At 68.2% G+C, this 21952-nt stretch carries 19 protein-coding genes; 8 read left to right on the plus strand and 11 right to left on the minus strand.

Annotated elements, in window-relative coordinates; translation table 11 throughout:
• The 4 genes from F3H87_RS05305 to F3H87_RS21765 form a co-directional block, all read right to left on the minus strand.
• Positions 1 to 1314 carry an HlyC/CorC family transporter gene (locus tag F3H87_RS05305; protein WP_394852150.1) on the minus strand — a complete coding sequence of 438 codons (1314 nt, stop codon included), beginning with the start codon at positions 1312 to 1314 and terminating at the stop codon, positions 1 to 3.
• Positions 1315 to 1384: 70 nt separating this feature from the next.
• Positions 1385 to 2311, minus strand: coding sequence for a site-specific tyrosine recombinase XerD (locus tag F3H87_RS05310; protein WP_149786091.1), 927 nt, complete (start codon positions 2309 to 2311; stop codon positions 1385 to 1387).
• A gap of 2 nt (positions 2312 to 2313) precedes the next feature.
• The gene (locus tag F3H87_RS05315) at positions 2314 to 3849 is read right to left on the minus strand and encodes a hypothetical protein (protein ID WP_149786090.1); all 1536 of its coding nucleotides are present in this window, start codon (positions 3847 to 3849) and stop codon (positions 2314 to 2316) included.
• Positions 3839 to 3988: a hypothetical protein gene (locus F3H87_RS21765; protein ID WP_188129119.1), complete on the minus strand. Its 150-nt coding sequence runs from the start codon at positions 3986 to 3988 to the stop codon at positions 3839 to 3841. The genes F3H87_RS05315 and F3H87_RS21765 overlap by 11 nt, the downstream gene beginning before the upstream one ends.
• 115 nt (positions 3989 to 4103) lie before the next feature.
• Here F3H87_RS21765 and F3H87_RS05320 point away from each other — a divergent pair, with 115 nt between their 5' ends.
• Positions 4104 to 4652: a shikimate kinase gene (locus F3H87_RS05320; protein WP_149786089.1), complete on the plus strand. Its 549-nt coding sequence runs from the start codon at positions 4104 to 4106 to the stop codon at positions 4650 to 4652.
• A complete protein-coding gene (aroB, locus tag F3H87_RS05325; protein ID WP_149786088.1) occupies positions 4649 to 5764 on the plus strand; it encodes a 3-dehydroquinate synthase in 1116 nt (371 codons plus the stop codon). The genes F3H87_RS05320 and aroB overlap by 4 nt, the downstream gene beginning before the upstream one ends.
• 97 nt (positions 5765 to 5861) lie before the next feature.
• Here aroB and tyrS read toward each other — a convergent pair whose 3' ends face one another.
• Positions 5862 to 7157, minus strand: a complete 1296-nt coding sequence (gene tyrS, locus F3H87_RS05330; protein WP_149786087.1) for a tyrosine--tRNA ligase — start codon at positions 7155 to 7157, stop codon at positions 5862 to 5864.
• Positions 7158 to 7220: 63 nt separating this feature from the next.
• Here tyrS and F3H87_RS05335 point away from each other — a divergent pair, with 63 nt between their 5' ends.
• From F3H87_RS05335 to F3H87_RS05355, 5 genes are all read left to right on the plus strand, one after another.
• Positions 7221 to 8324, plus strand: a complete 1104-nt coding sequence (locus F3H87_RS05335) for an anhydro-N-acetylmuramic acid kinase (protein ID WP_149786086.1) — start codon at positions 7221 to 7223, stop codon at positions 8322 to 8324.
• A gap of 274 nt (positions 8325 to 8598) precedes the next feature.
• Positions 8599 to 10047, plus strand: coding sequence for a glucose-6-phosphate dehydrogenase (zwf, locus tag F3H87_RS05340; protein ID WP_149786085.1), 1449 nt, complete (start codon positions 8599 to 8601; stop codon positions 10045 to 10047).
• A complete protein-coding gene (gene pgl / locus F3H87_RS05345; RefSeq protein WP_149786084.1) occupies positions 10044 to 10715 on the plus strand; it encodes a 6-phosphogluconolactonase in 672 nt (223 codons plus the stop codon). Before zwf ends, pgl begins: the two co-directional genes overlap by 4 nt.
• Complete coding sequence (gene pgi / locus F3H87_RS05350) at positions 10712 to 12316, plus strand: glucose-6-phosphate isomerase (protein WP_149786083.1); 1605 nt, start codon at positions 10712 to 10714, stop codon at positions 12314 to 12316. Before pgl ends, pgi begins: the two co-directional genes overlap by 4 nt.
• A 258-nt stretch (positions 12317 to 12574) precedes the next feature.
• Positions 12575 to 12853 carry a glycine zipper 2TM domain-containing protein gene (locus F3H87_RS05355; RefSeq protein ID WP_149786082.1) on the plus strand — a complete coding sequence of 93 codons (279 nt, stop codon included), beginning with the start codon at positions 12575 to 12577 and terminating at the stop codon, positions 12851 to 12853.
• A 39-nt stretch (positions 12854 to 12892) separates the two neighbouring features.
• On the opposite strand, the gene eno is transcribed toward F3H87_RS05355, so the two are convergent.
• The 3 genes from eno to F3H87_RS05370 form a co-directional block, all read right to left on the minus strand.
• Entirely contained in the window at positions 12893 to 14167 is a 1275-nt protein-coding gene (eno, locus tag F3H87_RS05360) for a phosphopyruvate hydratase (protein ID WP_149786081.1), read from the minus strand.
• A gap of 88 nt (positions 14168 to 14255) precedes the next feature.
• Entirely contained in the window at positions 14256 to 15140 is an 885-nt protein-coding gene (locus F3H87_RS05365) for a DMT family transporter (RefSeq protein ID WP_149786080.1), read from the minus strand.
• Between the two features lie 81 nt (positions 15141 to 15221).
• The gene (locus F3H87_RS05370; RefSeq protein WP_149786079.1) at positions 15222 to 15632 is read right to left on the minus strand and encodes a Fur family transcriptional regulator; all 411 of its coding nucleotides are present in this window, start codon (positions 15630 to 15632) and stop codon (positions 15222 to 15224) included.
• A gap of 403 nt (positions 15633 to 16035) precedes the next feature.
• On the opposite strand from F3H87_RS05370, the gene F3H87_RS05375 reads away from it, so the two are divergent.
• A complete protein-coding gene (locus F3H87_RS05375; protein WP_149786078.1) occupies positions 16036 to 17310 on the plus strand; it encodes a DEAD/DEAH box helicase in 1275 nt (424 codons plus the stop codon).
• 7 nt (positions 17311 to 17317) lie between these two features.
• Here the strand turns inward: F3H87_RS05375 and trpE are convergent, their stop codons facing one another.
• Genes trpE through F3H87_RS05390 form a run of 3 tightly spaced genes read right to left on the minus strand, consistent with a single transcriptional unit; the run spans position 17318 to position 21938 of the window.
• On the minus strand, positions 17318 to 18829 hold the full coding sequence (trpE, locus tag F3H87_RS05380) for an anthranilate synthase component I (RefSeq protein WP_149786077.1): 1512 nt from the start codon (positions 18827 to 18829) through the stop codon (positions 17318 to 17320).
• A 24-nt stretch (positions 18830 to 18853) separates the two neighbouring features.
• Complete coding sequence (locus F3H87_RS05385; protein ID WP_149786076.1) at positions 18854 to 20698, minus strand: SurA N-terminal domain-containing protein; 1845 nt, start codon at positions 20696 to 20698, stop codon at positions 18854 to 18856.
• A 31-nt stretch (positions 20699 to 20729) separates the two neighbouring features.
• On the minus strand, positions 20730 to 21938 hold the full coding sequence (locus F3H87_RS05390; protein ID WP_149786075.1) for an aminotransferase: 1209 nt from the start codon (positions 21936 to 21938) through the stop codon (positions 20730 to 20732).
• Between the last annotated feature and the right edge of the window lie 14 nt (positions 21939 to 21952).

A 21952-nucleotide genomic window follows, 5' to 3' on the forward strand; every position in this document is an offset into this window, starting at 1 on the left:
TTACAGCGGCCGGATCTTGAGCTTGGTGATACGGTTGCCGTCGCGGCCCGTCACCTCGAAGCGGAAGCCGTGGAAGGAAAATACCTGCCCGGTTTCCGGGATCATCTGCGCCTCGTGGATCACCAGCCCGGCGACGGTGTTGGCCTCGTCATCGGGCAGCGACCAGTCGGTGGCGCGGTTCAGGTCGCGGATCGTCATCGCGCCCTCGACCAGGAACTGGTTGTCCTTGGACCGCTGGATCGGGTGATCGGCGGCGGGGTCGAACTCGTCGGTGATCTCGCCCACGATTTCCTCGAGGATATCCTCGAGCGTGATCAGCCCCTCGAGGCTGCCATATTCGTCCACCACCAGCGCGAAATGGGTGCGGCGGCGCAGGAACTGGCGCATCTGGTCGTCCAGCGTGGTGGTGTCGGGCACGAAATAGGGCGGCATCGCCACGTCGAGGATGTTGAAATCCGCCAGCCCCCTGGTCGAAGCGTCGGGGCCGAACATCAGCTTGTACATGGCGCGCAGCAGGTCCTTGGCATGGACCACGCCGACGATGTTGTCGGGGTCGTCCTTGTAGACCGGCAGGCGCGTGTGTGGGCTTTCGAGGCACTGGCGCAGCAGTTCCTCGGGATCGCGGTCGGCGTCGATCATCTCGATATTCGAGCGGTGGAGCATGATTTCCTCGACCGCGCGTTCGCCAAGGTCGAGCGCGCCGAGAATGCGGTCGCGGTCTTCCTTTTCCACCACGCCTTCGGAATGGCCAAGGTAAAGCGCACCGGCGATTTCCTCGCGCACGGCAAGGATCTGGCTGTCGGGGTCGGTGCGCACACCGAAGATGCGCAGCACGCCGCGCACGAACCAGCGCACCGCCGACACCACCGGCGCGAACACCGTCACCACGAACTGGATCGGGCGCGACACCAGGCTGGCGGCGGCCTCGGCATTGGTGATGGCATAGGTTTTCGGTAGCACCTCGGCAAAGACCAGGACCAGCAGCGTCATCACCAGCGTGGCCAGCGCCACGCCGGATTCGCCGAACACCCGGGTAAAGAGCGCGGTGGCCAGCGACGCGGCCATGATGTTCACCAGGTTGTTGCCCAGCAGGACCGAGCCGATCAGACGTTCGTTATCCTCGGTGATCTGCAGCGCCCGTTCGGCGCCGCGCGATCCTTTGTCGGCCTGTGCCCGCAGCTTACCGCGGCTGGCCGCGGTCAGCGCGGTTTCCGAGCCGGAAAAGAACCCGGACAGCACGAGAAGAAACAGAATCGCGCCGGAGGTGATCCAGAACGCGGCGTCAAGCAGGGGGGTAGTGGCCTCGGGGGTCATCATATCCGTTCGGTTTCGTGCAGGATAGACGACTTATGGGGATTGCCACCCCCGCGATCAAGGGGGCGGTTCAGTCGCGCGCCAGCGGGTGGTGATCCAGCACCAGGTCGCGCAGCCGTTCCTCCAGCACATGGGTATAGATTTCGGTCGTGGCCACGTCGGCATGGCCCAGCAGCGTCTGGATCGCGCGCAGGTCGGCGCCGTTGGCCAGCAGATGCGTGGCGAAGGCATGGCGCAGCGTGTGCGGCGTGACCTTCGCGGGGCTGATACCGGCGGCGACGGCCAGTTCCTTGATCAGCATATAGAAGCGGTGCCGCGTCAGGTGGCCGAGCTTGCCGCGCGACGGAAAGAGAAAGCGCGACGGCGTGCCGCCGTTTTCGCGCGTGCGCGCCTCGGTGGCATCGCGCCGCTCCAGCCAGGCGGTCAGCGCCTCGCGCGCGGGGGGCGACAGCGGCACCATCCGTTCCTTGCCGCCCTTGCCCATGACCAGCAGCATCCGCGGATCGCCCCGCGCCGCCGAGACCGGCAGCGACACCAGTTCCGACACCCGCATTCCGGTGGCGTAAAGCAGCTCCATCAGGCAGGTGTTGCGCAGCCGGTCCTCGCGGCTGCGCCCGGTTTCGCGCGCGGCGTCGAGCAGGCGGTCGACCTCGGCCTCGCTCAATGTCTTGGGCAGGCGCTTGTCGCGGCCGGGCCCGGCGATCTGGATCGCGGGGTTGTCCTTGCGCCAGCCCTCTTCGAAGGCAAAGCGGTAAAGCTGCCGGATCGCCGACAGCCGCCGGGCGCGGGTGGATTTCGCCAGCCCCTGCGCATCGCAATGGAGCAGGTAGTTTTCCACATCCGCCCGCGTGGCATCGGAAAACCCGCGCCCCGCATCGGCCAGCCATTCGGCGAAATCGCGCAGGTCGCGGCCATAGGCAAGCCGGGTGTTGTCCGCGGCCCCCTGTTCGGCGGCCGCCGCTTCGAGAAAGGCCGAGATCCAGTGATGATCGCCCATCGCTACCCCCGCATCCCCAGCCGCAAAAGCTGCAGCGCCGCGCGCCGCGCGGTATCTTCGAGCCCGAGCGCGCGAAAGGCCGACAGCGCCTGTTCCAGCGCCACGGTGTCGCCGGTATTGCCGTGTTCGAACAGCGCCATGGCGGTCAGGATCGCCTCGCCCAGGCGCCCCGCCGCCACCAGCTCGGCGATGTCGTCGGGCGGCGTGGCCTCGTCGAAGGCGCGCGCGACGGCGGCGCGCAGCGGGTCGTTGCCCGGCGCGGGCACCGTGCCGCGTGCCACGCCGGTGGCGAAGGCGCGGGCCGCGATCGCGGGGCCGCGGGTGATCGCGGCGTTCTCATAGGCCGGGCCCAGCAGCGCCACGTCATAGGCCAGCACCGCCGCCTCGCCGGTCAGCGGCAGGCGCATCAGCTCGGCGCCGTAAAGCTCGGCGAAGGGCACTTCCAGCCGGGCCGCCCGCATCGCGCGCCAGGCGCCGGGCAGGGCGCGTGCCACCGCGCCGGGATCGCCCGCGCGCATCGCGGTGTCGAACCGCTGGATCGCCTCGACCCGGTCCCAGATCCCGCCCGAGGCGGCGGGCAGGCGTTCGGAATAGATGCCCAGCAGGCGGTTCACCGGCAGCGCGCCGGTGCGCGCCAGCCGTTCGGCGGCGACCAGTTCGGCCTTCCACCCCACGGTGCTGCGCAGGTCGGCCATGGCGAAGGCGCGGGGCAGGGTGTTGGTGGGCAGCGGCTCGCCCACCGCCTCGTACAGCCGGAACAGCAGCGGGCTGGGCCGCACCGGCGGCATCGGCAGCGGCTCGCCCTCGAACAGCTCGGGGTCGAGGAACTGCGCCAGCATCCGGTCCTCCAGATCCGAGATGAACCCCAGCGCCCGCGCGGTATCCAGCGTCAGCGCCGCCGCCGTCCAGTCGCCGCCCCGCGCGGTGCAGAAGATGCGCGCGTCGTATCCGGGGCTGAGATGCGGGCTGTCGCGCAGGGCGCGGCAGGCCTTGTCCTCGTCGCCGGTCAGCAATGTCGCGTCGAACCAGCGCGTGAACAGCGCCGGGGTGGTGGCGCCGGCGCGTTCCAGCAGCGCCTGCGCCGGTTCGACCGCGCCCAGGTCCATCAGCGCGTCGATGCGCGCCTGCAGGAACGGCGCGCCGGGCCCGCTGTCGCCGGGGGCGTCGGCCTCGGCCAGCAGCAGGGTATAGAGCAGCGATTGCATCGCCGGCAGCCGCGTCACCCGGCGTGCCTGCAGCAGGTTGCCCAGAACCTCGGCCCGGCTGTCGCGCCACAGGCTGCGGGGCAACCCGGTGACCGAGCCGGGCAACAGGCCCACGGCATCCACCGTCGGCTCGCCCAGCGGGGTTACGCTGACCGCCGGGATGGTGGCGCTGTCGGCCACGGGCGATTCGCCCGGCACCGCGCCGCGCGGAACCACGCGGGTCACCGGCAGCGTGGTCGGCCTGTTCAGCCAGTCGATCGCCGAAAGCGGTGCCTCCTCGGCGGGCGCGGCAAGCGGCAGGCAGGACAGGACAAGCGCCAGGCTAATCCGCATTCAGGATCACTCGCTCTCGTATCTCGTCCTGCGGGGGCGAGAAATCGGCCCCCAGGAACGGCCCGATATAGGCATAGGCCACCAGCGCGATGCCGCCCAGAACGATCAGAATGAAGAGGTATTTGATAAGTCGCCCCATGTCGCCTGCCTGTTCGTCTTTGTTTTCCCGAGATATAACTGGCATTTCGACAAAGATCACGTCATTCAGGCGGAAATCGGGAAAAACGGCATCGACATGCCGATGCGGGCAAGTGATGGGCTGGCAACTGAAAAAAACGGTCGTGATGGTGGGGATGATGGGCGCGGGCAAAACCGCCGTGGGCCGGGCGCTGGCCGCGCGGCTGGGCGTGCCGTTCCTCGATTCGGATGCCGAGATCGAAACCGCCGCCAACATGACCATCCCCGAGATTTTCGCCCGCGACGGCGAGGCGTTCTTTCGCGCCAGGGAAACCCAGGTGATCGAGCGCCTTCTCGACACGCAGTCCTGCATCCTGTCCACCGGCGGCGGCGCCTTCATGGCCGAGGGCAACCGCGCGATGATCGCCGAAAAGGGCGTGGCGGTCTGGCTGGATGCCGGGCTCGACCTGCTGTGGCAGCGCGTCCGGCACAAGAGCACCCGGCCGCTGCTGCGCACCGCCGATCCCAAGGCGACGCTGGCGGGGCTTTATGAGGCGCGCGTGCCGGTCTATGCGCTGGCCGATCTGCGCGTGGCGGTCATGCCGCGCTATTCCATCGAGGACACGGTCGAGCGGGTGATCGAGGTGCTGCGGACCCGTCCCGACGTGCTGCAGGGGGGAAGCTGATGGAAACCGTCCATGTGGGGCTGGAAGGCCGCGAATACGACATCCATATCGGCCCGGGCCTGCTGGCGCAGGCCGGCGCGCTGATCGGCCCGCTGCTGGCGCGCCCGCGCGTGGCCGTGGTGACCGATGAAACGGTGGCGGCCCTGCATCTCGACGCGCTGCGCGACGGGCTGGCGGCGTCGGGGATCGAGATGGTGGCGCTGGCCCTGCCGCCCGGCGAGGGCACGAAAAGCTGGCCGCATTTCACCCGCACGGTCGAGTGGCTGCTGGAGCAGAAGGTCGAACGCCGCGACATGGTGATGGCCTTCGGCGGCGGCGTGATCGGCGACCTTGTGGGATTTGCCGCCGCGGTGCTGCGCCGGGGCGTGCGCTTCGTGCAGATCCCCACCACGCTGCTGGCGCAGGTGGACAGTTCGGTCGGCGGCAAGACCGGGATCAACGCGCCGCAGGGCAAGAACCTGATCGGCGCGTTTCACCAGCCCAGCCTGGTGCTGGCCGATACGCAGGTTCTGGGCAGCCTGACCGAACGCGATTACCTTGCCGGTTACGGCGAGGTGGTGAAATACGGGCTTTTGGGAGATTCCGAGTTCTTTCAATGGCTTGAAGGTAACGGTTCACGCGCCGCATCGGGCGACATGGCGGCGCGGATCGCGGCGGTCAGACGCTCGGTCGAGATGAAGGCGCGCATCGTCGAACGCGACGAGACCGAACAGGGCGACCGCGCGCTGCTGAACCTCGGCCACACCTTCTGCCACGCGCTCGAGGCGGCGACCGGCTATTCCGACCGGCTGCTGCATGGCGAGGGCGTGGCCATCGGCTGCGCGCTGGCCTTCGGGCTGTCGGCCCGGCTGGGCCTGTGCAGCCAGGAAGACCCCAGCCGCGTGCGCGCCCATCTGCGCGACATGAAGATGAAGGTCGACCTGTCTGATATTCCAGGGGATTTGCCGGATGCCGACGGGCTGATCACGCTCATGGCGCAGGACAAGAAGGTGGTGGCGGGCAAGCTGAATTTCATCCTGGCGCGCGGCATCGGCGATGCCTTCGTCACATCGGACGTGCCGCCCGACGCGGTGCGCGCGGTATTGCAGGACGCGCTGGCGCAACGGGGGTAAGGCGCGGCGCGCCCTGCCTCTTCATCTTGCCTGAAATACTCCGGGGGTGTGGGGGCAGCGCCCCCACTATCCATCGTGCGCAGGTGCGTGCGAACCCTTACCCGTTCAGCCGGACCAGCGCGTGCCGCTTCCGGCCTGCGCTCAGCTTGATCGGCTGCGCCAGCATGGCCGCGTCGATCACCAACCCCGCGTCCGTCAGCGGGGCATCGTCCAGCTTTGCCCCGTTCTCGGCGATCAGGCGCTTGGCGTCCTTGCCGGATTTCGCAAGGCCCGATCTTACAAACAGCTGAACAATAGACACGCCCGCCGTAGCTTCTTCAGCACTCAACCTTACAGTGGGGAGCACGTCCAGTTCTGGGCTTGAAACGTCGCTTTGAGCGGTGATGCCATCTGCGTCGAGCTTGAAACTGAAGATCTGGCCTGCGGCATTCGCAGCTGAAGCAGCGGCCGTTTGCCCATGACAAAGTGCGGTTACCTCATTAGCCAGAATAACTTTGGCTTCATTTATTTCTGAACCACCAAGTCTTCCCATTTGCTCGCATTCTGCGACCGGCAGCTCTGTGTAGAGTCGCAAAAAGCGGCCAACGTCCGCATCCGTCGTATTCCGCCAGAACTGCCAGAAATCAAATACAGAGCACATGTCGGCATTCAGCCACACCGCGCCGTCGGCGGTCTTGCCCATCTTCTTGCCGTCCGAGGTGGTCAGCAACGGCGAGGTCAGGCCAAAGATCCCGTGATCGACCACCCGGCGGGTCAGGTCGATGCCGTTGACGATGTTGCCCCACTGGTCCGATCCGCCCATTTGCAGCAGGCAGCCATAGCGGCGGTGCAGTTCCAGGAAGTCATAGGCCTGCAGGATCATGTAGTTGAATTCGAGGAAGGACAGCGATTGCTCGCGGTCCAGCCGGGATTTGACCGATTCAAAGGACAGCATCCGGTTCACGCTGAAATGCCGCCCGATATCGCGCAGGAAGTCCAGGTAGTTCAGGTCGTCCAGCCATTCGGCGTTGTTCAGCATCAGCGCGCCGGTGGGGCTGTCGTCGTAGCTGACGTATTTCGCAAAGACCTGCTTGATCCCCGCAATGTTGTCGTCGATCTGCGCGGGCGTCAGCAGCGGGCGTTCGTCGGCGCGAAAGCTGGGATCGCCCACCTTGGTCGTGCCGCCGCCCATCAGCGTGATCGGCCTGTGCCCGGTCTTTTGCAGCCAGCGGAGCATCATGATCTGGATCAGGCTGCCCACATGCAGCGATTTCGCCGTGGCGTCGAACCCGATATAGCCCGGCACCACCCCCTTGCTCAGCGCCTCGTCGAGGCCCTGGTAATCGGTGCAGTCGGCCAGAAAGCCGCGCTCGATCATGACACGCATGAAATCCGACTTGGGGTGATAGGTCATCTGTCTTGTTCCCACTAGAATTGCGCGGCATGTATAGGCATCGAATTGGCAAAGGAAAAGGCCATGTTGAAAGGGCAGGTCGCGCGGGCGCTCGGGGCGATGTCGGGAACGTCGCTCGATGGGGTGGACGCGGCCGTTGTGGAAACCGACGGGGTCACGATTTCGGGGTTTGGTGAAACGGCTTACCGCGCCTATTCGGCACAGGAACAGGCGGTGCTGCGCGCCGCGCTTGGCCGCTGGTCGGGCGAAAAAGGCGTGGAACAGGCCGCGCGACTGGTCGAGGACGCCCACGCGCAGGTCTTGTCGGGCTTCGACGGGATCGGCCTGGTCGGGTTTCACGGGCAGACGCTGGCGCATGATCCGGCGGGCGGGCGGACCCACCAGGCGGGGAATGGCGCAAGGCTGGCCGAAACGCTGGGCTGCCCGGTCGTGTGGGATTTCCGCAGCGCCGACATGCGGCTGGGCGGGCAGGGCGCACCGCTGGCGCCGTTCTTCCATTTCGCCTGCGCGAAATGGATCGGGGCAGAGGCACCGCTGGCCTTTCTGAACCTGGGCGGTGTCGGCAACCTGACATGGATCGACCCCGCGCGCCCCGCGCCCGAGGCCGACGGCGCGCTGCTGGCCTTCGACACCGGGCCGGCGAACGCGCCGCTCAACGACCTGATGATGGAGCGCCGCGGGCTGCCCTTCGACGCGGGCGGCGCGCTGGCCGCGCAGGGCAAGGTGGTGGACGGCGCGCTGGAGCTGTTCCTGGACGAGGGGTATTTCCTGAAGATCCCGCCGAAATCGCTGGACCGGGACGATTTTTCCCTGATGCTCGACCTTGTGCGCGAACTGGACGATGCCGACGCGGCGGCCACCATGACGGCGATGGCGGCAGCGGCAGTGATGCAGGGAATGCAGTTCTGCCCGTCCCCGCCCGAACGCCTGCTGGTCACCGGGGGCGGGCGCCATAACCCGGTGATGATGGAGATGCTGGCGGCGGGGCTGGATTGCCCGGTGCTGCCGGTCGAGGATGTGGGCCTGGACGGCGACATGCTGGAGGCGCAGGCGTTTGCCTATCTCGCCGTGCGGGTGGCGCGCGGGTTGCCGACCTCGGGGCCCGCCACCACCGGCGTGCGCGCAACCGTGGGCGGGGGCGAGATCAGCGGCATGGTCCGGCGTTGATATTGCACCCAGCCCGGACCGGCCGCGCAGCGGCCCGGGCATCGCACGGCCGCCCCCCGGCCGGGCGATTGGCTGCCGCAAGCACTCTGCCTTGAGGGACGAGGTGGCGGCGCGATAAACTGCCAGGCCCCGGCCGTCGGATCGCCCGACCGCGGCCGTGCGATGCCCTTCTGTTGCGAACCGCCCGACCCGCAGCAAAACCCCGCCCCCGGCCGCCTTGGGATTGTGCCTTGGTGCGGTCATGTTACTCTGCATCGCAGCAGAGAGGTTCAACATGGTTTCCAGAGTCATCCCCGTCGATCCTTTCGACCTCGTGGTGATCGGCGGCACCGGCGATCTGGCGCGGCGCAAGATCCTGCCCGCGCTCTACCGGCGTTTCTGCGCCGGCCAGGTGCCGGACGACGCACAGATCATCGGCGCGGCGCGCACCGCGATGGACGATGCCGGATACCGAGATTTCGTCGGCGCGGCGCTGGACGAGTTCGCGGGCGCCGCCGGCTGCGAGGATCGCGCGCGGTTCCTGTCGATCATCGGCTACGTGACGCTGGATGTCCTGGGCGATGCCGGCTGGACCGAGCTTGCCGGGCGGCTGGGGCAGGACCGGGTGCAGGCGTTCTATTTCTCGGTCGGCCCGTCGCTGTTCGGCCCGATCGCCGAGCGGTTGCAGACCTATGGCATGGCGGGGCCGGACACGCGGATCGTGGTGGAAAAACCCTTTGGCCGCGATCTCACCTCGGCACGCGCGCTCAATACCGATCTGGCGCGGCATTTCGACGAGGGGCAGATCTACCGGATCGACCACTACCTCGGGAAGGAAACGGTGCAGAACCTGATGGCGATCCGCTTCGGCAACATGCTGTTCGAGCCGCTGTGGAACAGCCAGTATGTCGATCACATCCAGATCACCGTGGCCGAAACCGTGGGCGTCGAGGGGCGCGGCGAATATTACGAACGCGCCGGCGCGATGCGCGACATGGTGCAGAACCACCTGATGCAGCTTTTGTGCCTGATCGCCATGGAGCCGCCGTCGAAATTCGATCCCGACGCGGTGCGCGACGAAAAGCTCAAGGTCATCCGCGCCCTCGATCCCATCGCCCCCGAGGACGTGGTGCGGGGGCAATACCTGGCCGATGGCGACCGCCCGGGGTTCCGCGAACATGTGGGCAATGCGGAATCGACCACCGAAAGCTTCATCGCGCTCAAGGTGCGGATCAGCAACTGGCGGTGGGCGGGCACGCCGATCTACCTGCGCACGGGCAAACGGTTGCGGGCGCGCACCTCGGAAATCGACGTGGTGTTCAAGGACACCCCGCATTCGATCTTCGGCCCCGAGGCCGGGCGGCACCGCAACATCCTGACGATCCGGCTGCAACCGAACGAGGGGATCGACCTTGGCGTGACGATCAAGGAGCCGGGCCCGGGCGGTATGCGGCTGGTCGATGTGCCGCTCGACATGACCTTCGCGCAGGCGCTGGGGCCTGATGCCAAGGATGTGCCAGATGCCTATGAACGGCTGATCATGGACGTGGTCCGGGGCAACCAGACGCTGTTCATGCGCGGCGACGAGGTCGAGGCCGCCTGGGCCTGGACCGACCCGGTCATCGCCGGATGGGAAGAGGCGGGCACCGCGCCGATCCCCTACGATACCGGCAGCGCCGGGCCCGAGGAGTCGCTGGCGCTGATGCATCGGGACGGCCGCCGCTGGAGGGAGATACGGGCATGACTCTGATCGAATACGCCGACCGCGACATGCTGGCCATCGACCTGGCCAACAAGCTGGCGGGCGAACTGGCCGCCGCGCTGATGCATGAGGACCGCGCCACGCTGATCGTGCCGGGCGGCAGCACGCCGGGGCCGGTCTTCGACGATCTCTGCGCCGCCGACCTGGACTGGTCGCGGGTCGACGTGCTGCTGTCCGACGAACGCTGGGTGCCCGAGGACGATCCCGCCTCGAACGCGGCGCTGGTGCGCGACCGGCTGCTGGTGAACCGGGCGGCCCGGGCGCGGCTGGTGCCGTTCTACGTGGCCGGCCAGGCCCCCGAACAGGTCCTTGGCCCGCTTGAGGAGACGATCCGGACCCGCCTGCCGGCCGCCGTGGCGCTGCTGGGGATGGGGGCCGACATGCACACCGCCAGCCTGTTTGCGCGCGGCGACAACCTGCGGCTGGCGCTCGATCCGCAGGCGCCGATTCTGGTCGAGATGCGCGCCCCGGGGCTGGAGCATGTGCGCATCAGCCTGAGCGCGCGGGCGCTGGCCGAATCGCTGTCGCTGCACGTGGTGATCACCGGCGCGGACAAGCGCGCCGCGCTGGAGCGCGCGCAGGGCCTGCCCCCGGAGGAAGCGCCGGTCGCCGCCATTCTGGAGGATGCCGTCGTGCATTGGGCGGAATGAGCGCGATCTGGGACCAGCTCCATGCGATGCAGGCGGATGTGGCGCAGCGGCGGATTCGCAGCCTGTTCGACGATCCCGCGCGGTTCGACGGGTTTTCCGCGCGGTTCGACGGGATTCTGCTGGATTACTCCAAGACCAATATCGACGCCGCGATCCGCGCTGCGCTGATCGCCCTGGCGGATGCGACGGGCGTGCCGGCGGCCCGCGCGGCGATGTTCGGCGGCGAGCCCATCAACCGGACCGAGGGGCGCGCGGTGCTGCACACCGCGCTGCGTGCACCCGCCGACGCGGAAATCGCGGTGGACGGGCGCAACGTGATGCCCGACGTGGTGGCGACCCGGTCGCGCATGGCGCATTTCGCCACGGTGCTGCGCAGCGGCGCCTTCAAGGCGCAGGGCGGGCGGGTGACCGACGTGGTGAATATCGGCATCGGCGGCTCCGACCTGGGCCCGGCGATGGCCACGGCGGCGCTGGCGCCCTGGCATGACGGGCCGCGCTGCCATTTCGTGTCGAACGTGGACGGCGCGCAGATCCACGACACGCTGGCGGGGCTGGACCCGGAGACGACCGTGGTCATCGTCGCCTCGAAAACCTTTACCACCGTCGAAACCATGACCAATGCCGCCACCGCGCGCGACTGGATGGCACAGACGGTCGCCGATCCGGGCGCGCAGTTCGTGGCGCTGTCCTCGGCGCAGGAGCGTGCCGCCGCGTTCGGCATCGCGCCCGAGCGGGTATTCGGCTTCGCCGACTGGGTCGGCGGGCGGTATTCGGTCTGGGGGCCGATCGGGCTGAGCCTGATGATCGCCATCGGGCCGGACGAGTTCGCGGCCTTCCTGGACGGGGCGGCGTCGATGGACGCGCATTTCCGCGACGCGCCGCCCGATGAAAACCTGCCCGTGCTGCTGGCGCTGGCGGGCATCTGGCACCGGCAGATCTGCGGCTACCCGACCCGCGCGGTGCTGCCCTACGATCAGCGGCTGGCGCTGCTGCCCGCCTACCTTCAGCAGCTTGAGATGGAAAGTAACGGCAAGCGCGTCGGCATGGACGGCGCCGACCTGACGCGGCCCTCGGGGCCGGTCGTGTGGGGCGCGCCGGGCACCAACGGGCAGCACGCCTTTTTCCAGCTTCTGCACCAGGGCACCGATATCGTGCCCTGCGAATTCATGGTCGCGGCCGAGGGGCACGAACCGGACCTTGCCCATCACCACGCGCTGCTGGTGGCCAATTGCCTGGCCCAGTCCGAGGCGCTGATGACCGGCCGTTCGCTGGAAGAGGCGCGCGCCCTGATGGCGGCGCGGGGGCTGGAGGGCGCGGAGGCCGTGATGCAGGCCCGCCACCGGGTGTTCCCGGGCAACCGCCCGTCGGTCACGCTGGCCTATGACCGGCTGACGCCGCGGCGGCTGGGCCAGATCGTCGCGCTGTACGAGCACCGGGTGTTCGTCGAGGGAGTGATCCTTGGCCTCAATTCCTTCGACCAGTGGGGGGTGGAACTGGGCAAGGAACTGGCCACCGCGCTGGGGCCGGTCCTGTCGGGCGAAGAACCCGCCGGGGACAAGGACGGATCGACCGCGGGGCTGGTGGCGTTCCTGCGGCGCTGACGCGATCCGGCGGATGCGCGCCCGTCATCGGCGGCGCCAGGGGGGCGCTGCCCCCTTGGGCCTGCGGCCCAATTCCCCCGGAGTGTTTCAGGAACGATGAAGGCCGGGGCGCGCGCGCAGTCGGCGAATCCGTGCCGACCGGATCGGGCGAACCGGCAATCTTCGGCGCATCAAACGGGCGGCGCCGATTCGGGCTGTTCCGCGGGCAAGGTGCGGCCAAGGATGGCGGGCGGACGTTACAGCAAAAGGAGTAACATCATGAATGTTTTGAAAGTTTCAGCCGCTTTCCTGGCGCTTTTCACCCTTGTCGCCTGTCAGAACATGACGAGCCAACAGCGCACGGTGGCCGGTGTCGCCGGCGGTGCGGCCGCGGGGCTGGTCGCGGCGGATGTGCTTGAGGCCGATGACGACTGGCGCCTGATCGCCGGTCTGGCCGGGGCTGCGGCGGGCACGATGGTGGCGCAGAACCGGAACGGACAGACCTGCGCCTATGCGCGCGGCGACGGCACCTATTACCGGGCAGCTTGCCCGAACTGATGCGGGTGCGGGCGGGGCCGCACTGGCCCCGCACCACGCTTACCTGAGAATGCCGCGCCCCGCATATTGCGCGGTTTCGCCCAGCAGCTCCTCGATACGGATCAGCTGATTGTATTTCGCCAGCCGGTCGGAGCGGGCAAGGCTGCCGGTCTTGATCTGCCCGCAATTGGTGGCCACGGCCAGATCGGCGATGGTGGCATCCTCGGTCTCGCCCGAGCGGTGCGACATCACGTTGGTCATGCCCGCGCGATGGGCCATGTCGACGGCGCGCAGGGTTTCGGTCAGGCTGCCGATCTGGTTGACCTTGACCAGCATCGAATTGGCGCAGCCCTTTTCGATGCCCATCGCCAGCCGTTCGGGGTTGGTCACGAACAGGTCGTCGCCCACAAGCTGCACGGTGCCGCCCAGCGTGTCGGTCAGCAGTTTCCAGCCGTCCCAGTCATCCTCGGCGCAGCCATCCTCGATCGAGATGATCGGGTAGTCGGCGCAAAGCGCCTGCAGGTAGGCGACGTTTTCCTTGGAGGTCAGGGTTTTTCCTTCCCCGGCAAGCACATATTTGCCGTCCTTGAAGTATTCCGTCGCCGCGCAATCGAGCGCGAGGTGGATGTCGTCGCCGGGCTTGTAGCCGGCTTTCTCGATGGATTTCAGGATGAAATCCAGCGCGTCGCGGGTGGAGTTCAGCGCGGGCGCGAAACCGCCCTCGTCGCCGACGCCGGTGGCCAGCCCCGCCGCCGACAGTTCCTTTTTCAGGGTGTGGAACACCTCGGCGCCCATGCGCACGGCATCGCGGATATTGCCCGCGCTGACCGGCATGATCATGAATTCCTGGATGTCGATCGGGTTGTCGGCATGTTCGCCGCCATTGATGATGTTCATCATCGGCACCGGCAGCATCCGGGCCGAGGTGCCGCCGACATAGCGGTAAAGCGGCTGGGCGGTGAAATCGGCCGCCGCCTTTGCCACGGCCAGCGACACGCCGAGGATCGCGTTGGCGCCCAGCCGGGCCTTGTTTGGGGTGCCGTCAAGCTCGATCAGCCCCTCGTCGATGGCGACCTGCTCGGTGGCGTCCAGCCCCAGCAGCGCCTCGGCGATCTCGCCGTTGACGGCGGCGCAGGCTTCCAGCACGCCCTTGCCCATATAGCGCGCCTTGTCGCCGTCGCGGCGTTCCACCGCCTCATACGCGCCGGTCGAGGCACCCGAAGGCACGGCGGCGCGGCCCATCGTGCCGTCTTCGAGGATCACGTCCACCTCGACCGTCGGGTTGCCGCGGCTGTCGAGGATTTCGCGGGCGTGAATGTCGATAATCGTGCTCATTGGGTTCGTTCCTTGCTCAAATGGCGGATTTGCCGCCGCTTGTAAGGGCGGCGGGGGTGAAGGAAAAGGGGCGGGGGCGATGATAACGCTAGCGGGCGGCGCGGCGGGCGCGGGCGTGCAGCCGTGCCTCGCGCAGGAGGGTGTAAAGCCCGCTGCCCACGATCAGTGCCGCACCGGCCAGCGTGGGCGTGTCGGGGCGTTCGCCGAACACCGTCACGCCGATGATGATGGCGAAGATCAGCCGCGAATAGCGGAACGGCGTGACCACCGCGACCTCGCCCAGCCGCATCGCCCCGACGATGGCGTAATAGCCCACGATCCCCAGCGTCAGCGCCCCGGCGAACTGCCCCCACTGGCCGGGCCGCGGCGCGATCAGGCTGTCGCCCTGCACCAGAAGAAGCACCAGCCCGGTGGGCACGATCAGCGCAAAGGCATAGGCCGAAAGCTGCATGGCGCCGATCTCGCGCGGGACGGCGCGGGTGGCCAGGTCGCGGATCGCCAGGCCCACCACGCCCTGCAGCGCGAAGAGCGAGGCCGGTTCGAACCCTTCCAGCCCCGGGCGGATGATCAGCAGCACGCCCGCGAAGCCCACCAGGATCGCGCTCCACCGCCGCCAGCCCACGGTGGCGCCCATGAACAGGGCGGCGCCCAGCGTGACCGCCAGCGGCAGCGCCTGCAGGATCGCCGAGGCCGACGACAGCGGTGTCAGCGCGATGGCGGTGACGAACCCCATCGTGCCGATCACCTCGCCCAGGTTGCGCAGCAGGACCGGGCGGGTCAGCAGCACGGGGCTGAGCAGCCGGGTCCCGCGCCGGGCGGCCAGGACGCCGAACACCAGCGCGCCGCCGGCGCCCAGCATCATCAAGATCTGCCCGGTCGGGATATCGGCCGACAGGGTCTTGATGAACATGTCCTCGATGGCAAAGGCCGCCATCGCCGCCACCATCATGGCCGCGCCGCGCAGGTTTTCCATGGGCCGTCCTGTTCGCAGATCGCGGGCGAAATTGCCCGCGTGGCCCGGCTTAGACCCGGACCGGGGCCGGGGCAAGGGGGGTCATTTCTTGATCGGCACGCCGTAGAGTTCCAGCCGGTGATCCTTGAGCCGGTAGCCCAGCCGCTCGGCGATCTTTTCCTGCAGGCGCTCGATCTCGGGGTCGCAGAACTCGATCACCTCGCCGGTGTTCACGTCGATCAGGTGGTCGTGGTGGTCGCGCTCGGCATCCTCGTAGCGGGCGCGCCCGTCGCGGAACTCGTGCCGGTCGAGAATGCCCGATTCCTCGAACAGTTTGACGGTGCGATAGACCGTGGCGATCGAGATGCGCGAATCGCGCGCGGCGGCGCGGGCGTGCAGCTCTTCGACATCGGGGTGGTCGTCGGCCTCCTGCAGGATGGCGGCGATGGTGCGGCGCTGATCGGTCAGGCGCAGGCCCGCAGCCTCGCATCGGTCGATGATGGTGTCGGTCATCGGGCATCCCCCGGGCGGTCGTATCGGTGGGCGCGGTTTAGCGAATGGCGCGCGGCGAATCCACCCCGTTTCGCCCGCGCGCGGGCGATCTATCCGGGGTATTCCGGCCCCGGCGGGGATATTTCCCGCCACGGGAAGGGGATAGTGATTGACTTTATGTCGCGGGGTGTCCATGTGTCCCGCAGCACAGCCCTGCCGCGTGAGCAGGCCGGCGCCCCGATACGGGCGCAAAGGGCGGTGTGACAGAGTTTCCCAAGATCACGCGTGGGGATCGGTGCCGGGACGGCGGGCGCACATGCGGTGCGCCATGCCGCGATCCGGGCACAAACCACGGACCGGCGCAAACTTGCGCCGCATGGCGCACGGGCCAGGGGGCTGCGTGCGCATAAAGGACTGACTGATTATGACCGATACGTTCAAGGATCTGGGCCTGCCCGCGCATCTGTTGCGCGCGCTCGAGGCGCAGAACATCACCACCCCCACGCCGATCCAGGCGCAGGCCATTCCGCACGCCATGAACGGGCGCGACGTGATGGGGCTGGCACAGACCGGCACGGGCAAGACCAACGCCTTCGGCCTGCCGCTGGTGTCGCAGATGCTGGAGCTGCAGGGCAAGCCCGCGCCGCACACGGTGCGGGGGCTGGTTCTGGCGCCGACGCGCGAGCTGGCCAAGCAGATCCAGGACCAGCTTTTGCTGCTGGTCAAGGGCACGCCGATGAAGGTCGGGCTGGTCGTCGGCGGCGCCAGCCTGAATGCGCAGGCGAACCGGCTGGCCAGGGGCACCGACATCCTGGTGGCGACGCCGGGGCGGCTGCTGGACCTGCTGGACCGGCGCGCGCTGACGCTGGCCGAGGCGCATTTCCTGGTGCTGGACGAGGCCGACCAGATGCTCGACATGGGCTTTATTCATGCGCTGCGCAAGATCGCAGGCCTGCTGCCGTCCGAGCGCCAGACCATGCTGTTCTCGGCCACGATGCCCAAGCAGATGGAAGAGATCGCACAAAGCTACCTGGTGAAACCGGCCCGCGTGCAGGTGAACCCGCCGGGCAAGCCCGCCGACAAGATCGAGCAGGAGGTGCATTTCATCGCCAAGGGCGAAAAGCTGGGCCTGCTGAGGGAATTGCTGGACGGTCACCGCGACGACCTGGCGCTGGTCTTCGGCCGCACCAAGCACGGCATGGAAAAGCTGGCGCGGATGCTGGAGAAATCCGGCTTTGCCGTGGCCGCGATCCACGGCAACAAGAGCCAGGGCCAGCGCCAGCGCGCGCTTGAGGCGTTCAAGCGCGGCGACGTGCGGGTGCTGGTGGCCACCGACGTGGCGGCGCGGGGGCTGGATATCCCCGAGGTGCGCCATGTCTATAACTACGAACTGCCCAACGTGCCCGACAATTACGTGCACCGGATCGGCCGCACCGCGCGGGCGGGCCGCGACGGGCGTGCCATCGCCTTTTGCGCGCCCGAGGAAATGGGCGAGCTGAAGGATATCCAGAAGGTGATGAAGCGCGATATTCCCGTCGCCTCGGGCACGCCGTGGGAAAGGATCGCGCCGCCGCAGGGGCAGGGCGCGAAGCCCGCGGGCGGCGGGCGTGGCAAGCCCAAGCCGGGCGGTGCCCGACGCGCCCAGCAGCGTCGCCGCAGCCGTGGTGGGCAGGGCCGGGGCAAGGGGCAGGCGGCGTAAGCCGCGCCTACCCGTTGCCGTTGCCGGTGAACCGATGCGCATCCGCCGCGGCGCGGCGGATGGCGTTGGATTTATGCACGGTTTCCATGTATTCCGCCTGCGGGTCGCTGTCATAGACCACGCCGCCGCCGGCCTGGATATAAAGCGTTTCGTCCTTCACGATGGCGGTGCGCAGGGCGATGCACATATCCATGTCGCCGCCCGCGCTGAAATAGCCCACGCCGCCGCCATAGACGCCGCGCTTTTCCGGCTCCAGCTCGTCGATGATCTCCATCGCGCGGACCTTGGGCGCGCCCGACACGGTGCCCGCGGGCATCCCGGCAAAGAACGCGTCCAGCGCATCGCGGCCCTCGGCCAGCTCGCCCACCACGTTCGAGACGATATGCATCACATGGCTGTAGCGTTCGATGATGAATTTCTCGGTCGGGCGCACGGTGCCGATCCTTGCCACGCGGCCCACGTCGTTACGGCCGAGATCCAGCAGCATCAGGTGTTCGGCCAGTTCCTTCTGGTCGGCCAGCAGGTCGGATTCGAGCGCGCGATCCTCTTCCGGGGTCTGCCCGCGCGGGCGGGTGCCGGCGATCGGGCGGATCGTCACCTCGCGTCCGAAGACGCGGACCAGGATTTCGGGGCTGGCGCCGATCACCTGGAAGCCGCCGAAATTGAAATAGAACATGAAGGGCGACGGGTTCGTGCGCCGCAGCGAGCGGTAGAGCGTGAAGGGCGGCAGCGGAAAATCCTGCGCCCAACGCTGGCTTGGCACGACCTGAAAGATGTCGCCCGCGCGGATGTATTCCCTGGCGCGTTCGACCGCCTGCATGTATCCCGCTTCCGAGAAATTCGACACCGGCGGCGCGATATCGCGCGCCTCGCCCATCTCGCGCGTAGCCTGCGGCAGGGCGCGTTCCAGGTCGCGCAGCGCGTCCATCACCCGCTCGGCGGCCTGCGCATAGGCGGCGCGCGCCGACTGCCCCTCGCTGACCCAGGCGGGGCTGACCACCGTCACCTCGCCCTTGACCCCGTCCAGCACCGCCACCACCGTGGGGCGCAGCAGCACCGCGTCGGGCAGGCCCAGCGGGTCGGGGTTCACGTCGGGCAGGTGTTCCACCAGCCGGATCATGTCGTAGCCGAGATAGCCGAACAGCCCCGCCGCCGATTGCGGCAGGTCGTCGGGCATGTCGATGCGGCTTTCGGCGATCAGCGCCCGCAGGTTGGCCAGCGGATCGCCCGGCTGATCCTCGAACGCGTCCGGGTCGAACCGTGCGTGGCGGTTCAGGCGGCTTTGGCCGTCGTGGCATTGCCAGATCAGGTCGGGCTTCATCCCGATGATCGAATAGCGCCCGCGCACCTCGCCGCCGGTGACCGATTCCAGCACGAAGGCGTCCTTGGCCGCGCCGGACAGTTTCAGCATCAGCGACACGGGCGTATCGAGATCGGCCGCAAGCCGGGCATAGACAAGCTGGTTATGGCCCGCGTCATAGGCGCGGGCGAAGCTATCGAAACTCGGGGTCAGGTCCACGGCGCCGGAATCCTTGGCGTTTGATTACTGGAAATTGGCATGAACGGCATTCAGCGCGGCCTGGTCGATCTGCACCCCGGCGCGCAGCTGGATATCGGTGGCCACGGCGGTGAACAGATCCTGCGCCAGCCCCTGCTGGGCCTGTTCGGTCAGCTGGCTGCGCAGGGTGGCGATTTCGGGCGTGTCCATGTCGGGCGGCAGGATGTCGTCCATGCGCACCAGGAACACCGCGCCCAGCCCGTCGATCACGCGCAGCTGGCCGCGGTTCATCTCGAACACCTGCGTCAGGAAATCCGGCGGGGTGCCGAGGATGAAATCGCCCCGCGTGATCTCGGTTTCCTCGGTCACGTCATAGCCCAGTGTCGACATCTCGGCGCCTTCGGACAGGCGCGGGATCAGCGCCTCGGCCTGCGCGCGCAGGCGCTTGTCGCCCTCCTGCGCCTGCCAGCCGGCAATCGCGTCGTCGCGCACATCGTCGAGCGGCAGTACGCGCGGCTCTTCGATCCCGTCCAGGCGCAGGGCGAAGATCCCGCCATCCTCGAGCGTGGCGATCTGCGGGAAATCGTCTGCCGTCACCTCCTGCGCGACCTGGCGGAAGGCTTCGTAACTGGCCGGGCCCTCGCCGCTGTCGCGGAACCAGTCGATCTGCGCGACCTCCATCCCGGCCTCGCCGTCCAGCTCTTCCAGCGTGGCGCCGCCGGCCAGCAGCCCGTCGATCTCGGTCATGCGGTTTTCGATCAGCCGCCGCGCCCGGTCCAGCGCCAGCTCGTCGCGCAGCTCCTGCTCGACCTCGTCGAAGCCGACCTGCTGCGCCTCGAGCTTGCCGTTCACGCGGTAGAGCGCCGGGCCGATCGGGCTGTCGAAGGGGCCGACCACCGCGCCGACATCGGCGGCGAACACCTCGTCCGCGCCGTTCGGAACGTCGGACCGGGCGACATCGCCCATATCCACATCCGACAGCGACAGCCCGCGTTCGGCCACCACCGCATCGAAATCGGCCTCGCCGGCCGCGATCTGCGCCAGCGCGGCCTCGGCGGCGGCGGTGTCGGCAAAGCCAAGACGCTCGACCAGGCGGCGTTCGGGGCTGTTGTATTCACCGGCGCGGGCGTCGTATTCGGCGCGCAGCTGATCCTCGGGCACGTCGATCTGGTCGACCACCATTTCCGGGCTCAGCCAGGCATAGGTCAGCTTTTTCATTTCCGGCGTGGTGAAGGCGGGCAGATTCGCCTGGTAATAGGCGGTCAGCTCGTCGTCGGAGGGCGCGGGCAGCGGCGTGTCGAGATCGGTGTGATCCAGCCGGATATAGGAAAAGCTGCGGCGCTCGGCGATGAAGGTCATGATGGTGTCGGCATGACTGTCCGGCATCCGGGTGCCGCGCACGATGGCGCCCTGCAACAGCGTGCGCGCGGTTTCCTTGCGCAACTGGGTCTCGAACCGGGCCTCGGTCAGCCCGGCGCGGTCCAGCGCAAAGCCATAGGCGTCGCGGTCGAACGTGCCGCCGGGCCCCTGGAAGGCGGGGATTTCGCGGATCTGGCGCGCAAGGTTGTCGTCGCCGATCGACAGGCCAAGCTGCGCCGCCTCGTTGTCCAGCGCGGCGGCGTTGACCAGCCGGCTCAGCACCGCGCGGTCCAGCCCCGCCGCCTGCGCCTCGGCAAAGGTCACGGGGCCGCCGGCCTGCGCCTCGACGGCGTTCATTTCCTGCTGCAGCGCGCGGGCGTAATCGTCGATGGCGATGTCCTCGTCGCCGACCGAGCCGACCGGGCTGACGCCGCCGGACAGGTTGGTGACGCCGAAGCCGCCAAGCCCCAGGATAAGCAGGCCGAGCAGAACCCAGACCGCCGTTTTCGAAATGCTGCTGCCGCGCGCCATAACGCCCTCTCGGTTATCGATTTCGCCCTGTCTACGCTGCGCCGCTGCCCCGTGCAAGCGCCGCTTGGGCGGTAAAATCCGCCAGCCGGTCGTAAAGCCGGGCGATCCCGTCACGGTCGATATTGGCGAAGGCGATGCGCATCTGGCGCGCGCCATCGGCGTCGCCGTCTGGCATGAACATCGTGCCCGGCAGCGCCAGCACGCCGGCCTGGTGCACCAACTGCCGCGCCAGCCGGTCCGAGGGCAGGTCGAACGGGTGGCGGAGATAGGCGAAATAGGCGCCGACCCCCATCAGGCGCCAGCCGCGATCCGCCAGCCGGGGCAGCCCTTCCTCGATCGCGGCGCGGCGGTCGAGGATCTCGGCCCGTTCGCCCGCCAGCCACTGATCGAGGTTGCGCAACCCCCACAGCGCCGCGCGCTGGCCAAGCTGCGGCGCGCAGATCGCCACGGTGTCGAGGAATTTCTCGGCCTCGGCCAGCCGGTCGGGATGGGCGATCATCGCCCCCACGCGATGCCCGGTCAGGCGGTAGGATTTCGAGAACGAATAAAGCTGGATCAGCGTATCGGCCCAGTCGGGATCGGTGAACAGGTCATGCGGCGCACCCGGCCGGCTGTGAAAATCGCGATAGGTCTCGTCCACGATCAGCGCGATCCCGTGCCGCCGCGCCAGATGCGCGAAGCCCGCCACCAGGTCGGCGGGATATTCCACGCCGCCGGGATTGTTCGGCGTCACCAGCACGATGGCGCGGGTGCGCGGCGTGATCAGCGTTGCGGCATGATCGGGATCGGGCAGCAGCTCGGCGTCGCAGGGCAGGGGCACCGCGGCGACGCCCGCCATGTCGAGCCACATCTTGTGATTGAAATACCACGGCACCGGCAGGATCACCTCGTCGCCCTCGGTCGTCAGGGTGGCGATGGCGGCGCAGAAGGCCTGGTTGCAGCCCGCGGTGATCGCCACGTTCCCGGCCCTGATTCGCCCGCCATAGACGGCACCGGTCCTTTGGGCGAGTTCCGCGCGCAGGTCCGGCAGGCCAAGCACCGGCCCGTAGAGATGCGTCGCCGGATCGTCGCGCACCAGCCGGGCCATTTCCTCGCGCAGCCCGGCGGGCGGCGGATCGACCGGCGCGGCCTGGCTGACATTGATCAGCGGCCGGTCGGGCGGAAAGACCGCGCCTTCCAGCCAGCGGCGCGCCTCCATCACCGGGGGCGCAAAGGTGGATGCGGTGCGGGGTGCGCTCATGCTCGGGCCTTCGG

This window comes from Lutimaribacter pacificus, from assembly GCF_900142185.1.
Classification (GTDB): Bacteria; Pseudomonadota; Alphaproteobacteria; order Rhodobacterales; family Rhodobacteraceae; genus Lutimaribacter; species Lutimaribacter pacificus.

What these genes read in the sequence shown, in the direction of transcription:
- F3H87_RS21765 (WP_188129119.1), bottom strand. Translation starts at nt 3,988, where the DNA reads ATGGGGCGACTTATCAAATACCTCTTCATTCTGATCGTTCTGGGCGGC.
- F3H87_RS05385 (WP_149786076.1), bottom strand. Translation starts at nt 20,698, where the DNA reads ATGGCGCGCGGCAGCAGCATTTCGAAAACGGCGGTCTGGGTTCTGCTC.
- F3H87_RS05365 (WP_149786080.1), bottom strand. Translation starts at nt 15,140, where the DNA reads ATGGAAAACCTGCGCGGCGCGGCCATGATGGTGGCGGCGATGGCGGCC.
- F3H87_RS05310 (WP_149786091.1), bottom strand. Translation starts at nt 2,311, where the DNA reads ATGGGCGATCATCACTGGATCTCGGCCTTTCTCGAAGCGGCGGCCGCC.
- F3H87_RS05315 (WP_149786090.1), bottom strand. Translation starts at nt 3,849, where the DNA reads ATGCGGATTAGCCTGGCGCTTGTCCTGTCCTGCCTGCCGCTTGCCGCG.
- F3H87_RS05375 (WP_149786078.1), top strand. Translation starts at nt 16,036, where the DNA reads ATGACCGATACGTTCAAGGATCTGGGCCTGCCCGCGCATCTGTTGCGC.
- F3H87_RS05320 (WP_149786089.1), top strand. Translation starts at nt 4,104, where the DNA reads ATGGGCTGGCAACTGAAAAAAACGGTCGTGATGGTGGGGATGATGGGC.
- F3H87_RS05335 (WP_149786086.1), top strand. Translation starts at nt 7,221, where the DNA reads ATGTTGAAAGGGCAGGTCGCGCGGGCGCTCGGGGCGATGTCGGGAACG.
- F3H87_RS05370 (WP_149786079.1), bottom strand. Translation starts at nt 15,632, where the DNA reads ATGACCGACACCATCATCGACCGATGCGAGGCTGCGGGCCTGCGCCTG.
- F3H87_RS05305 (WP_394852150.1), bottom strand. Translation starts at nt 1,314, where the DNA reads ATGACCCCCGAGGCCACTACCCCCCTGCTTGACGCCGCGTTCTGGATC.
- zwf (WP_149786085.1), top strand. Translation starts at nt 8,599, where the DNA reads ATGGTTTCCAGAGTCATCCCCGTCGATCCTTTCGACCTCGTGGTGATC.
- tyrS (WP_149786087.1), bottom strand. Translation starts at nt 7,157, where the DNA reads ATGACCTATCACCCCAAGTCGGATTTCATGCGTGTCATGATCGAGCGC.
- eno (WP_149786081.1), bottom strand. Translation starts at nt 14,167, where the DNA reads ATGAGCACGATTATCGACATTCACGCCCGCGAAATCCTCGACAGCCGC.
- F3H87_RS05355 (WP_149786082.1), top strand. Translation starts at nt 12,575, where the DNA reads ATGAATGTTTTGAAAGTTTCAGCCGCTTTCCTGGCGCTTTTCACCCTT.
- pgi (WP_149786083.1), top strand. Translation starts at nt 10,712, where the DNA reads ATGAGCGCGATCTGGGACCAGCTCCATGCGATGCAGGCGGATGTGGCG.
- pgl (WP_149786084.1), top strand. Translation starts at nt 10,044, where the DNA reads ATGACTCTGATCGAATACGCCGACCGCGACATGCTGGCCATCGACCTG.
- F3H87_RS05390 (WP_149786075.1), bottom strand. Translation starts at nt 21,938, where the DNA reads ATGAGCGCACCCCGCACCGCATCCACCTTTGCGCCCCCGGTGATGGAG.